This window comes from Methylobacterium sp. J-118, assembly GCF_057836565.1.
Map to the genome: position 1 here is coordinate 4,053,349 of NZ_JBYQFA010000001.1, position 14,324 is coordinate 4,067,672.

Sequence of the window (14,324 nt, forward strand, 5' to 3'; positions counted from 1 at the left end):
CGATCGGCGAGAGTCGCGTCACACAGGGCGGAATCTCCCAGCCATGGACGCTCTCGCCGTCATCCTCGAAGGACCGGAGCGCCTCGCCATCCAGCATCTTTCGCTGACCCCTCCCGGCGAGGCCGACGCGGTCGTCGCCGTGGCCTGGAGCGGGATCAGCACCGGGACCGAGCGCCTGCTCTGGTCGGGCCGGATGCCGCCGTTCCCGGGCATGGGCTATCCCCTGGTGCCGGGCTACGAGTCGGTGGGCACAGTCGTGGAGGCCGATGCCGCCGGTGCGGTCCGAGTCGGCCAGACCGTCTACGTCCCAGGGGCGCGCTGCTTCGGCCCCGTGCGCGGCCTGTTCGGCGGCGCCGCCTCCCATCTCGTGGCGCCGGCCGCGCGTCTCGTTGCGGTGGATGCGGCGCTGGGCGACCGTGCCTGCCTGCTCGCCCTGGCGGCGACCGCCTACCGGGCGCTGGGCGGAATCCGTCCCGGTGCGACCCCGCTGATCGTCGGGCATGGGGTGCTCGGGCGGCTGCTCGCCCGCCTGACCCTGGTGGCCGGCGCGGAGCCCACCGTGTGGGAGACGGACCCGACCCGCATCGCGGGGGACCACGGCTACCCGGTGGTGACGCCCCAGGCGGATCCGCGCCGCGACTACGCGGTCGTCACGGACGTGAGCGGCGATGCCTCCGGGCTGGACGCGCTGATCGCCCGCCTCGCCCCCGGCGGCGAGATCGTGCTGGCCGGCTTCTATGAGGCGCCGCTCAGCTTCACCTTCCCCCCCGCCTTCATGCGGGAGGCCCGGATCCGGATCTCCGCCGAATTCCGCCCCGAGGATCTCGCCGCCGTGACGGCGCTGATCGAGGGGGGCCGGCTCAATCTCGACGGGCTGATCACGCACCGCGCCCCGGCCGCTCGGGCCGAGGACGCCTATCGCACAGCCTTCGCCGATCCCGCCTGCCTGAAGATGATTCTCGACTGGAGGGACGCCGCGTGAACGTTCAGCTCAACAAAGCCGCCCTCAGCCAGGCCACCCAGCTCCGCGCCGAAGCGGCGATCGAGCCGGACGCGGTCCCGACCGCCCCGGTGAAGAAGGAGACGCAGATCATCGCGATCTACGGCAAGGGCGGCATCGGCAAGTCGTTCACCCTGGCCAATCTCAGCTACATGATGGCCCAGCAGGGCAAGAAGGTCCTGCTGATCGGCTGCGACCCGAAGAGCGACACGACCTCGCTGCTGTTCGGCGGCAAGGCCTGCCCGACCATCATCGAGACCTCGACCCGCAAGAAGCTCGCCGGCGAGGCGGTAGCCATCGGCGACGTCTGCTTCAAGCGCGACGGCGTCTACGCCATGGAACTCGGCGGCCCGGAAGTCGGACGCGGCTGCGGCGGCCGCGGCATCATCCACGGCTTCGAGTTGCTGGAGAAGCTGGGCTTCCACGATTGGGGCTTCGACTTCGTCCTGCTGGACTTCCTGGGCGACGTGGTCTGCGGCGGCTTCGGCCTGCCGATCGCCCGGGACATGTGCCAGAAGGTCATCGTCGTCGGCTCGAACGACCTGCAATCCCTTTACGTCGCCAACAACGTCTGCTCGGCGGTGGAGTATTTCCGCAAGCTCGGCGGCAATGTCGGGGTCGGCGGCCTGGTGATCAACAAGGACGACGGCACCGGCGAGGCCCAGGCCTTCGCGGACGCCGCCGGCATCCCGGTCCTGGCCTCGATCCCGGCCGACGACGACATCCGCCGCAAGAGCGCGAATTACGAGATCATCGGCCGGCCGGAGAGCCGCTGGGGCTCGCTGTTCTCCGACCTCGCCGCCAACGTCGCCGACGCCGCGCCGCACCGGCCAACGCCGCTGACACAGGACGGGCTGCTCGGCCTGTTCTCCAGCGACGTGACCGGCCGCGACGTGGTGCTGGTCCCGGCGACCCACGAGGACATGTGCGGCGTCGCCCACGTGACCAAGCCGTCCCTCGAAGTCGTCTACGACGAGGTTTGAGGCATGGCCGTCTCCCTCGACATCGCCGATCTGCGGGCCCGCCCCCGCGCCGCCGCCCCGCCGGCCGAGGCGATCAACCTCGACGCCACGAAGGGCGACGGGCTGGGCTGCCATTCCGGCAAGGACGCGATGCGGGAAACCGCCGAGGCGGCCGGGATGTCGGAGACGCTGGCGCAGCTCCGCGAGGACTACCCGCAGGGGCCGCACGACCAGCCGCAGAGCATGTGCCCGGCCTTCGGCTCGCTCCGGGTCGGCCTCCGGATGCGCCGGACCGCCACGATCCTCTCGGGATCGGCCTGCTGCGTCTATGGCCTGACCTTCACGTCGCATTTCTACGGAGCCCGGCGCAGCGTCGGCTACGTGCCGTTCAATTCGGAGACGCTGGTCACAGGCAAGCTGTTCGAGGACATCCGCGAGGCGGTCTACGCCACGGCCAAGCCCGCGGATTACGACGCCGTCGTCGTTATCAACCTCTGCGTGCCGACCGCCTCGGGCGTCCCGCTTCGGCTGCTGCCGAAGGAGATCGACGGCGTCCGGGTGATCGGTATCGACGTCCCGGGCTTCGGTGTCCCGACCCATGCCGAGGCCAAGGACGTTCTGGCCGGCGCCATGCTCAAGGTCGCCCGCTCGGAGGCCGAGCAGGGCCCGGTGGCGGCGCCCCGCGGCGGCCGTTCGGAGCGTCCGAGCGTGGCGCTGCTGGGCGAGGTCTTTCCCGCCGACCCGGTGGTGATCGGCGCGCTGCTCGAGCCCCTCGGCCTCGCGGCCGGGCCGGTGGTGCCGACCCGGGAGTGGCGGGAGCTCTACGCGGCCCTTGATTGCGCCGCCGTGGCGGCGATCCACCCGTTCTACACGGCCTCGATCCGCGAGTTCGAGGCCGCCGGCCGGCCGATCGTCGGCTCCGCGCCGGTGGGCGTCGACGGTACCGCCGACTGGCTCGACCGGATCGGCGCGGCCTGCGGGGTCGCCCGCGGCACCGTCGAGGCGGCCAAGAACCGGATCCTGCCCGGCATCCGCGGGGCGCTCGCCGCGATGCCGATCAAGGGCCGGATCACGCTCTCGGGCTACGAGGGCTCGGAGCTGCTGGTGGCGCGCCTCCTCGTCGAGAGCGGCGCCGAGGTGCCCTATGTCGGCACCGCCTGCCCGCGCACGCCGTGGTCCGAAGCCGACCGCGACTGGCTGGAAGCCCGCGGCACGCAGGTGCAGTACCGCGCCTCCCTGGAGGACGACCTCTACGCCCTCGACTCGCTCAAGCCCGACCTCGCCATCGGCACGACGCCGGTGGTCCAGCGGGCCAAGGAGCGCGGTACCCCCGCGCTCTACTTCACCAACCTGATCTCGGCCCGCCCGCTGATGGGCGCGGCCGGCGCCGGATCCCTCGCCACGGTGATTAACGCCGCGCTCGGCAACAAGGCGCGGTTCGACGCCATGCGCGACTTCTTCGAGGGCGTCGGCACCGGCTACGCCGCCGGCGTCTGGCAGGAGGTGCCGCAGAGGCGCCAGGGCCCGAAGATCGAGGGCGCAGCGAAGCCGATCGGGGAGATGGCGTGATGCTGATCCTCGATCACGACAGGGCCGGCGGCTACTGGGGCGCGGTCTACGTCTTCACGGCGATCAAGGGTCTTCAGGTCGTCATCGACGGACCGGTCGGCTGCGAGAACCTGCCGGTGACCTCGGTGCTGCACTACACCGACGCGTTGCCGCCGCACGAGCTTCCGATCGTCGTCACCGGGCTGGCGGAAGAGGAACTCGGACGCCACGGCACCGAGGGCGCGATGAAACGCGCCCACGCCACCCTCGATCCCGGACTGCCCAGCGTGGTCGTCACCGGCTCCATCGCCGAGATGATCGGCGGCGGCGTGACCCCCGAGGGCACCGGCCTCCAGCGGTTCCTGCCGCGCACCATCGACGAGGACCAGTGGCAGGCGGCCGACCGGGCCATGCGCTGGCTCTGGCAGGAATACGGGGCCAAGAAATTCGCCAAGAAGGGCATCCCGGCCCGGCCGGAGAAGAAGCCCGGCGAGAAGCCGCGGGTCAACCTGATCGGCCCGGCCTACGGCACCTTCAACATGCCCTCCGACCTCGCCGAGATCCGGCGGCTGGTCGAGGGGATCGGCGCCGAAGTCAACCTGACCTTCCCGCTGGGCTCGCACCTCGCGGACGTGCCCAAGCTCGTCAACGCCGACGCCAATATCTGCCTCTACCGGGAGTTCGGCCGCCTGCTCTGCGAGGATCTGGAGCGGCCCTACCTCCAGGCGCCAATCGGCATCCTGTCGACCACCAAGTTCCTGCGTTCCCTCGGCGCGATCCTCGGCCTCGATCCGGAGCCGTTCATCGAGCGGGAGCGGCACACGACCATCAAGCCGGTCTGGGACCTGTGGCGGTCGGTGACGCAGGATTTTTTCGGGACCGCGAGCTTCGGCATCGTCGCCACCGAGACCTACGCCCGGGGCGTCCGCCACTTCCTCGAAGACGAGATGGGCCTGCCCTGCCACTTCGCCTTCGGACGGTCGCCGGGCCTCAAGCCCGACAACGACGCCGTGCGGAAGGCCATCGCCGCCAGGCCGCCGCTGGTCCTGTTCGGCTCGTTCAACGAGCGGATGTACCTCGCGGAATGCGGAGCCCGCGCGACCTACGTCCCGGCCTCGTTCCCGGGGGCGATCATCCGGCGGCACACCGGAACGCCGTTCATGGGCTTTTCCGGCGCGACCTACCTCGTCCAAGAGGTCTGCAACGCCCTGTTCGACACGCTCTTCCACATCCTGCCGCTCGCCCGCGACATGGACAAGGTTGAGGCGACCCCGGCGCGCCACCATCGCGAGCTGCCCTGGGACGAGGCCGCGCGCGCGGCCCTCGACGACCTGGTCGAGGCGCAGCCGGTTCTGGCCCGGATCTCCGCCGCCAAACGCCTGCGGGACGCCGCCGAGCGCGCCGCCCGCAACGCCGAATCCGCCGCCGTCGCGCCCGCCCATGTGGCGCGGGCCCGGGCCGATCTCGCTGGGGGTGTCCCCGCATGAGCCGCCTTTCCGTTTCACCCAGAGGAGACCTGACGATGCGAACGATGGTCCCGACCGCCCGCCAGCACCAGGAAGAGATCCAATTCCGGCTGATCCTGGCGGCGACCTACCCGTTCTTCCTCGCCGCGGCGACGCTGAACCGGGTCATGCCGACCCGCGCTCCGGCGCGCCCGGGGCTGGTACCGGCGCGCCGCTCGGTCTTCGGCGAGGCCCGCGCCATGGCCGTCCAGGCCATTCCCTTTGCCTTCATGGGCTGAACGCCCTGTCCGAGACGCTTCCGTCCGGTGACGCGGGGGAAGTCAAGCCGTGACCGCCTAGAGCAACACGGCAGCACCCGTCGCGCTTCGTCAGAAGCGCGGCCAACACACGGAGGTCTGAACGATGGCCGGTGGACCCGTTGCAACAGAAAGACCGAGCAGCCTGTCCGGGCTGACGGAACCGGAAGCCAAGGAGTTCCACGCGATCTTCCTGACGAGCTTCCTCATCTTCACGGCGATCGCCGTGGTCGCCCACATCCTCGTCTGGCTGTGGCGCCCGTGGCTTCCCGGACCGCAGGGCTATGCCTCGCTCGAAGGCGTCCGCGATGCGGCCCACGCCCTCGTCACGATGATCGGTTGAGGAGGATCGGATGCACAAGGTTTGGTTGCTGTTCGATCCGCGGCGCACGCTGGTGGCCCTGTTCACCTTCCTCTTCATCCTGGCGCTGCTGATCCACTTCATTCTGCTCTCGACCGACCGGTTCAACTGGCTGGACGGCCCGAAGAACAACAAGGCCGCGAACGCGATCACGCTCGCGCTGCCGCAACTGCCGGCCTGAGTGCCGGTCCGGACCGCGGCGCGCGAGGGCCGCGGTCACCCCCCATCCCTTCTTCGGCCTGACTGGGGAGCAGCCGCCATGGCGATGCTGAGCTTCGAGCGCAAATACAGGATTCGCGGCGGCACGCTGCTCGGCGGCGACCTGTTCGACTTCTGGGTCGGGCCGTTCTTCGTCGGCTTCTTCGGCGTTGTCGGGATCTTCTTCACGGTGCTCGGCACCGCCCTGGTGATCTACGGCGCGGCGATCGGCCCGACCTGGAACGTCTGGCAGATCAACATCGCGCCCCCCGACATCAGCTACGGATTGAAGCTCGCCCCGCTTAGGGAGGGCGGGCTCTGGCAGATCATCACGTTCTGCGCGCTCGGTTCCTTCGTCTCCTGGGCCCTGCGCGAGGTCGAGATCTGCCGCAAGCTCGGCATCGGCTACCACGTGCCGGCGGCCTTCGGGATGGCGATCTTCGCCTACTTCACCCTGGAGGTGATCCGCCCGTTCCTGATGGGCGCCTGGGGCTACGGCTTCCCCTACGGCATCCTCAGCCACCTCGATTGGGTGTCCAACACCGGGTACCAGTACCTCCACTTCCACTACAATCCGGCGCACATGCTGGCCGTGACGTTCTTCTTCACGACCACGCTGGCCCTGGCGATGCACGGCGGCCTGATCCTCGCGGCGACCAACCCGAAGAAGGGGGAGACCGTGAAGACCCCCGAGCATGAGGACACCTTCTTCCGCGACACGATCGGCTACTCGATCGGCACCCTGGGCATCCACCGCCTGGGCCTGTTCCTGGCCCTGTCGGCGGGGTTCTGGAGCGCCGTCTGCATCGTGATCAGCGGGCCGTTCTGGACGCAGGGCTGGCCGCAATGGTGGGGCTGGTGGCTCAACCTGCCGGTCTGGCGCTGAGGGCGGGACGGCGCACCACGCGACCGAAAAGAAACCACACGGGATGAGGCGGGCCGGCGGCTCGCGCGGCTCACCGGGGAGGGCGGGCGATGGCCTATTACCAGAACATCTTCACGCAGGTTCAAGTCCGCCCCCTGAAGCCGGAGCAGGGCATCCCGGTCGAGATCGATGACCGGGTCGGCAAGCCGTTCAACAGCTACCTGTTCGGGCTCTTCGGGAACAGCCAGGTCGGGCCGATCTACATCGGCTACATCGCGGCCCTCTCGATGGTCTGCGGGCTGATCGCCTTCGAGATCATCGGCCTCAACATGTGGGCCTCGGTGAACTGGAGTCCCGTCCAGTTCGTCCGGCAATTGCCCTGGCTCGCCCTGGAGCCGCCCCTGCCGAAATACGGCCTGAAGGTCCTGCCGCCCCTCAACGAGGGAGGCTGGTGGCTGATCGCCGGCTTCTTCCTCACCGCCGCGATCCTGCTCTGGTGGGTCCACCTCTATCGGCGGGCGCGGGCCCTGGGTCTCGGCACCCACGTGCCGTGGGCCTTCGCCTCGGCGATCTGGCTCTACCTCGTCCTCGGCTTCATCCGCCCCGTGCTGATGGGCTCCTGGTCGGAGGCGGTCCCCTTCGGCATCTTCCCGCACCTCGATTGGACGGCGGCCTTCTCGCTCCGCTACGGGAACCTGTTCTACAACCCGTTCCACATGCTCTCGATCACGTTCCTCTACGGATCGACGCTGCTGTTTGCGATGCACGGGGGCACGATCCTGGCCTGCTCGCGCTACGGTGCCGAGCGTGAGATCGACCAGATCGTCGACCGCGGCACGGCGACCGAGCGGGCCGCCCTGTTCTGGCGCTGGACCATGGGCTTCAACGCCACGATGGAGTCGATCCACCGCTGGGCCTGGTGGTTCGCGGTCCTGACGACGCTGACCGGCGGCATCGGCATCCTGCTCACCGGCACCGTGGTCGACAACTGGTACCTCTGGGCGGTCAAGCACGGCGTCGCGCCGTCCTATCCGCAGGTCTACGGACCGATCATCGATCCCGCCCATCTCGCACCCGGCATGAAGCCGTGAGGAGGCCGTCATGAAGACGATACTGGCGGTAGTTGGCGGGGCGCTGGCCCTGTTCCTCACCATCGCGATGTTCGGCGGCGCGGGCTGGACCCACCCGCCCATGGCGGTCAAGCAGACCGGCTTCCGCGGCACCGGGATGGACCTGATCCGCACCCGCGCCGGCAACGCGGCGCTGTCCGCCGCCAACGTCGCGCCGGCCCCGGCCGACCCGGCGGAGGCGGGGGGCGACAAGGCCTCAGCGGTCTACGAGAACGTGCAGGTGCTCGGCGACCTCTCGGCCGAGCAGTTCAACCGGCTGATGGTGTCGATCACCGAGTGGGTCGCGCCCCAGCAGGGCTGCACCTACTGCCACAGCACCGAGAACATGGCCTCCGACGAGCTCTACCAGAAGCGCGTCGCCCGGCGGATGCTGCAGATGACGCAGTATATCAATTCGTCCTGGAAGGAGAATCACGTCCATGAGGCCGGCGTGACCTGCTACACCTGCCACCGCGGCAATCCGGTGCCGGCCAATATCTGGTTCGATCACCCGGTCCAGGGCGCCGGACGGTTCATCCCGCGCAACAACAGCCAGAACCTGGCCTCCGCCGAGGTCGGCAACACCTCGCTGCCCTACGACGTCTACCAGGCCTTCTACCAGTACAAGGACACGTCCGAGGACGCAGTCCGCGTCAACGCCACGACGGCGCTGCCGGTGTCGAAGGGCAAGCCGATCCAAGACGCGGAGAAGACCTTCGCGATCATGATCAGCATGTCCCAGTCGCTTGGGGTGAACTGCACCTTCTGCCACAACACCCGCTCGGTGGCGCAGTGGGACACCAGCACCCCCAACCGGGTCCATGCCTGGTACGGCATCCGCATGGTCCGCGACCTCAACCAGGACTACATGACGCCGCTGACCTCGACGTTTCCCCGCAACCGCCTCGGGGCGCTCGGCGATGCGCCGAAGATCAACTGTGCCACCTGCCACAACGGCGCGAACAAGCCGCTCAACGGTGCCAACGTGATCGAGCCCTATCCGGAGCTGGCGCACCCGACGGTCGCGGTGAACCTGCCCACCGGCGAGGCCAAGGATCCGATCCCCGGCACCCAGACGCCGACGCCCAAACCCTGACCCTGACCAGACCTCGATGAGCCCGACTCATCGGGGTCTGCCCGCGCGACCGAGCAGCGGCGGGGGGCCGACGAACCTCACGGATCCCGTCCCTGGGTGAAGATCCGTGAGGCTTGGAATTGTGGGGGCGGTCGGACTTTCCGGCCGCTCCGCTCAAGCTTCAGGGAACCTCCGTGGGGTAGGGGCGTCGATATCGGCGGCCAAGCTCGGCCCCGGGAGGCGCCCGTGACGATCACCATCTCGAACCTCCAGCCGCTCATCGCGATCCTCGCCGGGATCCTGATCCTCGTGATGCCGCGGCTCCTCAATTACATCGTGGCGATCTATCTGATCGTCGTCGGCGTGCTCGGACTGGGCATCCTCCGGTGAGCGTCGGCGCCGCGCCGCGGTGAACGGGCGCGGGCCGTCCTCCATCGCGCCGGAGCCACCGCGGGATCGGGTCGGGAACGGCGCCGGTCTGACAGACCGCCATCGCCGTCAGCCGCGTGCGCACAACGCCGCCGGGTGTTCATCTTGCGTTGCGGTGCGTGATGGTCCAACCCCGCCCATCGGCTCGGCGCGCGCCGGGCATCAGAGACGGACGGGATCGACATGGCGACCGGCAGCGCGAAGTGGGTCTATGCCTTCGGCGACGGCAAGGCGGAGGGCAAGTCGCAGATGCGCGACCTGCTCGGCGGCAAGGGCGCCAACCTCGCCGAGATGTCCAACCTCGGCCTGCCGGTTCCCCCCGGCTTCACGATCACCACCGAGGTCTGTACCGCCTACTACGACAACGGCAAGTCCTATCCGCCGGAGCTGAAGGCTCAGGTCACGGAGGCGCTCGGCCAGATCGGCACGCTCACGGGCCGCCGGTTCGGCGACGCCACGAACCCGCTGCTGGTCTCGGTCCGCTCGGGCGCCCGGGCCTCGATGCCCGGCATGATGGACACGGTGCTCAACCTCGGCCTGAACGATCAGACCGTCCTGGCGCTCGCCAAGGAGGCCGAGGACGAGCGCTTCGCCTACGATTCCTACCGCCGCTTCATCACGATGTACTCGAACGTCGTGCTCGGCGTGGAGCACCACGCCTTCGAGGAGGCGCTCGAGCACTACAAGGAGGGCAAGGGCTTCGACCTCGACACGGAACTCGGCGCCGAGGACTGGAAGACCCTGATCCAGACCTACAAGAAGATCGTCCGCGACGAGCACGGCTCTGACTTTCCGCAGGGCGCGGAGGACCAGCTCTGGGGCGCGATCAGTGCGGTCTTTGATTCCTGGATGATCCCGCGGGCCAAGAAGTACCGGGAGTTGAACAGCATCCCGGAGAGCTGGGGCACGGCGGTGAACGTGCAGGCCATGGTGTTCGGCAACATGGGGGACACCTCGGCGACCGGCGTCGCCTTCACCCGCAACCCCTCCACCGGCGAGAAGGCGCTCTACGGCGAGTTCCTGATCAACGCCCAGGGTGAGGACGTGGTGGCGGGCATCCGGACCCCGCAGAACATCACCGAGAAGGCCCGCATCGAGGCCGAGAGCGACAAGCCTTCCATGGAGAAGGCCATGCCCGAGAGCTTCGCGGAGCTGACCCGGATCTACGGGATCCTGGAGAGCCATTACCGCGACATGCAGGACATGGAGTTCACCATCGAGAAGGGGAAGCTCTGGATGCTCCAGACCCGGAACGGCAAGCGCACGGCCAAGGCCGCCCTGCGCATCGCCGTGGACCTGGCGGGGGAGGGGCTGATCACCCGGGAGGAGGCGATCGGCCGGGTCGAGCCGGGCGCCCTCGACCAGCTCCTGCATCCGACCATCGACCCCAAGGCCGAGCGGAAGGTCGTCGCGTCGGGCCTGCCGGCCTCGCCCGGCGCGGCCACCGGCGAGATCGTGTTCAATTCCGAGGACGCGGAGGCGCACCGCAAGGCCGAGCGCAAGTGCATCCTGGTGCGGATCGAGACCTCGCCCGAGGACATCCACGGCATGCACGCCGCCGAGGGCATCCTGACCACCCGCGGCGGCATGACCAGCCACGCGGCCGTGGTCGCCCGCGGCATGGGCAAGCCCTGCGTGTCCGGCGTCGGCTCGATCCGGATCGACTACAAGGCGCAGACCCTCACGGTCGGCGGCGTCACGCTCAAGGCCGGCGACCGGATCACCATCGACGGATCGACCGGCCAGGTGATCCAGGGCGCGGTGAAGATGCTGGAGCCCGAGCTCTCCGGCGACTTCGCAACGCTGATGGAATGGGCCGACGATTTCCGCGGCATGAAGGTCCGGGCGAACGCCGATACGCCCACCGACGCCCGCACCGCGCGCAACTTCGGCGCCGAGGGCATCGGCCTGTGCCGCACCGAGCACATGTTCTTCGAAGGTGACCGCATCATCGCGGTCCGCGAGATGATCCTGGCGGACGACGCCGAGGGCCGCCGGGCGGCTCTGGCCAAGATCCTGCCCTACCAGCGCCAGGACTTCCTGGAGCTGTTCACGATCATGTCCGGCCTGCCGGTGACGATCCGGTTGCTCGACCCGCCGCTCCACGAGTTCCTGCCGCATACCGACGCCGAGGTCGCTGAGGTCGTGAAGGCCACCGGCGTGTCCGAGGAGAAGATCCGGCACCGGATGCGGGAATTGTCCGAGCACAACCCGATGCTCGGCTTCCGCGGCTGCCGCCTGGCGATCGCCTTCCCGGAGATCGCCGAGATGCAGGCCCGGGCGATCTTCGAGGCGGCCGTGCAGGCCGCCGCCGATACCGGCGCGCCGGTCACCCCCGAGGTGATGGTACCGCTGGTCTTCACCCGCGCCGAGTTCGACATCGTCAAAGGGCACGTCGACGCCATGGCCAAGGCCGTGGCTTCGGAGAAGGGCGCCACCCTCGATTATCAGGTCGGCACCATGATCGAGCTGCCCCGGGCGGCGCTGATGGCCGGCCAGATCGCCGAGACCGCCGAATTCTTCTCGTTCGGTACCAACGACCTGACCCAGACGGCGTTGGGCATCTCCCGCGACGACGCCGCGACCTTCCTGGGCCCCTACACCCAGAAGGGCATCCTTCCGGCCGACCCGTTCATCACCATCGATCAGGAGGGTGTCGGCGAGCTGGTGCGCATCGGCGTCGAGCGCGGCCGCAAGACGCGTCCGAACATCAAGCTCGGCATCTGCGGCGAGCACGGTGGCGACCCGGCCTCGGTCGGCTTCTGCCAGGAGGTCGGGCTCGATTACGTGTCCTGCTCGCCCTACCGGGTGCCGATCGCCCGCCTCGCGGCGGCCCAGGCGGCGCTCGGGAAGGTGTCCGGCAAGGAAGGCTGAGCGGCTGCGACAGGACGGGGAGGGGGCCGGCCGGTGCCCTCCCGCGGGTTCGTCAACCACGCGGACCAATACCAGTTGAAAAATCCGTCCAACGTCGCGAACCCGGCCGGGTACGGCACGTTGCACTGTTGAGCCGACGGATCGTGCGTGCGTCTGATCGATCCGCGGCGGGTCCAGCATAACCCGTCAGAATCACCGGCCATGATGCAGCTCGATTCCACACCGCTGTGCCTCAGCGAGACCGGGACGGTAACGCCGCGGGCAGCGCGGCGCGCCTACCTGGCCCTGACGGCCGCCGGGGGCGGGTTGATCACCGCGCTCCTGCTGGCGACATCGGTTGCCGCGAACAGCGGTGGGGAGGCGGAGCGTATCGCCGCCATGCCGGATGACGGCTACGTCGCGACGCTCGTCGCCGCCGTGGCGGTCGATCTTGCGAAGCCCCTGCGCTGAGGCGCTGAGCGGGACCAGCCAGAGTTCAACGCAAACGTCCCGGGCAGCCAGAGCCTGACGGATCGGCAGCGCCGTCCCGCCGAGCCGCCAACTCAGCGTCCGCCGGACGATGCCCGCGCCGCCGAGCCGGTGAACCGCGCCGCGGTGAGATCGTCCCCGGGACTGCGGGTGCTGAACCGCGTCGCCAGGCGCTCGGGGGCCGCGGCCACGACGGCGTCGGGGGCGGCGTCACGGACACGGGTGGCGGCGATCCGGACCGGTGCGCTGCGGCTCGCGGGCGCCGTCACGGGCCCGGACGAGGCCGCCTCGAACAGCGCGCGCAGCTGCGCCTTCGCGTCGGCATTCGGGGCAACCAGGGTGCGGGGGTGGACCGGCTCGGGCGGGGTTGCCCGCGCCAGGGCGCGGAGTTCGCCCGGCGCCGCAAAGTTGGCCATGCCGCCATCCAGGGCGGCGAACTGTACGGGGCGTGGCGGCGGCAGCGGCATGGTGAGGGCCGCCGCGACGGCGGCGAGGTCGGAGGGCCGGCGCGGCGGCAGCGGCGCCACCACGGCCACGGCGTCGTCGATCGCCGGAGCCGGGCGGTCCGCGGTCAGCAGGGACTTCGCGTCCGCGTCCCGCCCGCCCGACGCCTTCGCCAACTCGCGCTGGACCAGCGAGCCTCGCAGGGCGTCGTCGGCGGCGGGGGCCGCGTAGGCGAGGGCGGCGCGCGTCCCCACCGGATCCTGCGGATCGGCGCTCGCCACGGCGATGACGGGGGCGCGGCGGGTCTTCGCCGCCACGGCCACCGGCGGCGGTGCGGGCGGGGGTGCGGGTTCGGATCGGCCGCCCCCGAACAGGCTCGCCAGGAAGCCGAACAGGCTGGGCCCGTCCTCCTCCTCGCCGTCGGCCATCTGGGTGGTGATGCCGGCCACGGTGCCGCCCCGGGCGAGGATCTCGGCCTTGGCCTCCTCGTAGCGGGGGAACGGCCGGTTGTCGCTCGGCAGCAGCACGGTCTTGCCGTCCGGGAACAGGCGGGCGAGCTGGTCGTGGGTCATGCGCGGCCACATCCGCACCGAGCCGACGTCGAGATGGATGAAGGGCGTGCCGGCATGCGGATACCAGCCGACGCCGCCGCGCTGCATCCGCAGCCCGACCTCGCGGATCCGGTCGATCGGCACGTCCGGCAGGAAGAAGTCCATCGCCTTGCCGAGCATGTGCTGGCTGTACTCCGCCACCATCTTGGAGCGCCGGCGCAGCATCGCGTTGGTGCCGGGGGAGCGATAGGCCGAGACGATGTGGATCGGCTGGCCCGCGCCGACCTGCCGATAGGCCTCCCAGACCGTATCGAACAGGCGCGGATCCATCTTGGTGGGCTCGTTGATGCGCCAGTCGCGCAGGAGCCAGTTCAGCTGATCGAGGGCCGCGCGGTCGTAGCGCCCGTCACGCTTGAACGTGATGGTCGCGCTCTCCTGGGTATGCGTGTGGTAGATCGTGAGCGTGCGGGTGTCGCCGTTGGCGACCGCATTCTCGGTCTCCGCGGTCCCGGCGGCGAGGCCGAACGCGATGCCGGACAGGGCGAGGGTGACCCGTCGAAGGGCGTGGAGAAGGCTCGGCACGATGGTCCTCATCCACTCCCGTCCGGCCGGCGCGGATCGCGCGCGGCTATCGGCGGCAACGGTTAAGGTTGGACCGTGGCGAAATCGTGCCCGGAT

General features: G+C 69.7%; 14 protein-coding genes. 13 read left to right on the forward strand and 1 reads right to left on the reverse strand.

Annotation, left to right across the window (positions count from 1 at the left end; genetic code table 11):
- Window positions 1–43 precede the first annotated feature (43 nt).
- The 13 genes from bchC (at window position 44) to AC3IF3_RS19725 (ending at window position 12,633) form a co-directional block, all read left to right on the forward strand.
- A complete protein-coding gene (bchC, locus tag AC3IF3_RS19665) occupies window positions 44–982 on the forward strand; it encodes a chlorophyll synthesis pathway protein BchC (RefSeq protein WP_489229977.1) in 939 nt (312 codons plus the stop codon).
- Window positions 979–1,983 (forward strand): chlorophyllide a reductase iron protein subunit X, encoded by a 1,005-nt coding sequence (locus AC3IF3_RS19670; protein WP_243967066.1) that lies wholly within the window; start codon window positions 979–981, stop codon window positions 1,981–1,983. The genes bchC and AC3IF3_RS19670 overlap by 4 nt, the downstream gene beginning before the upstream one ends.
- A gap of 3 nt (window positions 1,984–1,986) precedes the next feature.
- Window positions 1,987–3,531, forward strand: coding sequence for a chlorophyllide a reductase subunit Y (gene bchY, locus AC3IF3_RS19675; RefSeq protein WP_489229978.1), 1,545 nt, complete (start codon window positions 1,987–1,989; stop codon window positions 3,529–3,531).
- Window positions 3,531–4,997, forward strand: a complete 1,467-nt coding sequence (gene bchZ, locus AC3IF3_RS19680; RefSeq protein WP_489217730.1) for a chlorophyllide a reductase subunit Z — start codon at window positions 3,531–3,533, stop codon at window positions 4,995–4,997. Before bchY ends, bchZ begins: the two co-directional genes overlap by 1 nt.
- 35 nt (window positions 4,998–5,032) lie before the next feature.
- Window positions 5,033–5,254, forward strand: a complete 222-nt coding sequence (locus AC3IF3_RS19685) for a hypothetical protein (protein WP_243967071.1) — start codon at window positions 5,033–5,035, stop codon at window positions 5,252–5,254.
- Between the two features lie 124 nt (window positions 5,255–5,378).
- Entirely contained in the window at window positions 5,379–5,615 is a 237-nt protein-coding gene (gene pufB / locus AC3IF3_RS19690; protein WP_210028951.1) for a light-harvesting antenna LH1, beta subunit, read from the forward strand.
- Between the two features lie 10 nt (window positions 5,616–5,625).
- A complete protein-coding gene (gene pufA, locus AC3IF3_RS19695; protein WP_243967072.1) occupies window positions 5,626–5,814 on the forward strand; it encodes a light-harvesting antenna LH1, alpha subunit in 189 nt (62 codons plus the stop codon).
- Between the two features lie 78 nt (window positions 5,815–5,892).
- Entirely contained in the window at window positions 5,893–6,717 is an 825-nt protein-coding gene (gene pufL / locus AC3IF3_RS19700; RefSeq protein ID WP_243967073.1) for a photosynthetic reaction center subunit L, read from the forward strand.
- 89 nt (window positions 6,718–6,806) lie between these two features.
- Window positions 6,807–7,787 (forward strand): photosynthetic reaction center subunit M, encoded by a 981-nt coding sequence (gene pufM, locus AC3IF3_RS19705; protein WP_243967074.1) that lies wholly within the window; start codon window positions 6,807–6,809, stop codon window positions 7,785–7,787.
- A 10-nt stretch (window positions 7,788–7,797) separates the two neighbouring features.
- Window positions 7,798–8,901: a photosynthetic reaction center cytochrome PufC gene (pufC, locus tag AC3IF3_RS19710; RefSeq protein WP_489229979.1), complete on the forward strand. Its 1,104-nt coding sequence runs from the start codon at window positions 7,798–7,800 to the stop codon at window positions 8,899–8,901.
- Window positions 8,902–9,126: 225 nt separating this feature from the next.
- The gene (locus AC3IF3_RS19715) at window positions 9,127–9,270 is read left to right on the forward strand and encodes a DUF3096 domain-containing protein (protein WP_243967076.1); all 144 of its coding nucleotides are present in this window, start codon (window positions 9,127–9,129) and stop codon (window positions 9,268–9,270) included.
- 222 nt (window positions 9,271–9,492) lie between these two features.
- Window positions 9,493–12,183, forward strand: a complete 2,691-nt coding sequence (ppdK, locus tag AC3IF3_RS19720) for a pyruvate, phosphate dikinase (protein WP_489229980.1) — start codon at window positions 9,493–9,495, stop codon at window positions 12,181–12,183.
- 147 nt (window positions 12,184–12,330) lie between these two features.
- Window positions 12,331–12,633 carry a hypothetical protein gene (locus tag AC3IF3_RS19725; protein ID WP_489229981.1) on the forward strand — a complete coding sequence of 101 codons (303 nt, stop codon included), beginning with the start codon at window positions 12,331–12,333 and terminating at the stop codon, window positions 12,631–12,633.
- 92 nt (window positions 12,634–12,725) lie between these two features.
- Here AC3IF3_RS19725 and AC3IF3_RS19730 read toward each other — a convergent pair whose 3' ends face one another.
- On the reverse strand, window positions 12,726–14,240 hold the full coding sequence (locus AC3IF3_RS19730) for a peptidoglycan L,D-endopeptidase MepK (protein ID WP_489229982.1): 1,515 nt from the start codon (window positions 14,238–14,240) through the stop codon (window positions 12,726–12,728).
- Between the last annotated feature and the right edge of the window lie 84 nt (window positions 14,241–14,324).

What these genes read in the sequence shown, in the direction of transcription:
- ppdK (WP_489229980.1), top strand. Translation starts at nt 9,493, where the DNA reads ATGGCGACCGGCAGCGCGAAGTGGGTCTATGCCTTCGGCGACGGCAAG.
- pufB (WP_210028951.1), top strand. Translation starts at nt 5,379, where the DNA reads ATGGCCGGTGGACCCGTTGCAACAGAAAGACCGAGCAGCCTGTCCGGG.
- bchY (WP_489229978.1), top strand. Translation starts at nt 1,987, where the DNA reads ATGGCCGTCTCCCTCGACATCGCCGATCTGCGGGCCCGCCCCCGCGCC.
- AC3IF3_RS19730 (WP_489229982.1), bottom strand. Translation starts at nt 14,240, where the DNA reads ATGAGGACCATCGTGCCGAGCCTTCTCCACGCCCTTCGACGGGTCACC.
- bchC (WP_489229977.1), top strand. Translation starts at nt 44, where the DNA reads ATGGACGCTCTCGCCGTCATCCTCGAAGGACCGGAGCGCCTCGCCATC.
- pufA (WP_243967072.1), top strand. Translation starts at nt 5,626, where the DNA reads ATGCACAAGGTTTGGTTGCTGTTCGATCCGCGGCGCACGCTGGTGGCC.
- bchZ (WP_489217730.1), top strand. Translation starts at nt 3,531, where the DNA reads ATGCTGATCCTCGATCACGACAGGGCCGGCGGCTACTGGGGCGCGGTC.
- pufM (WP_243967074.1), top strand. Translation starts at nt 6,807, where the DNA reads ATGGCCTATTACCAGAACATCTTCACGCAGGTTCAAGTCCGCCCCCTG.
- AC3IF3_RS19685 (WP_243967071.1), top strand. Translation starts at nt 5,033, where the DNA reads ATGCGAACGATGGTCCCGACCGCCCGCCAGCACCAGGAAGAGATCCAA.
- pufL (WP_243967073.1), top strand. Translation starts at nt 5,893, where the DNA reads ATGGCGATGCTGAGCTTCGAGCGCAAATACAGGATTCGCGGCGGCACG.
- pufC (WP_489229979.1), top strand. Translation starts at nt 7,798, where the DNA reads ATGAAGACGATACTGGCGGTAGTTGGCGGGGCGCTGGCCCTGTTCCTC.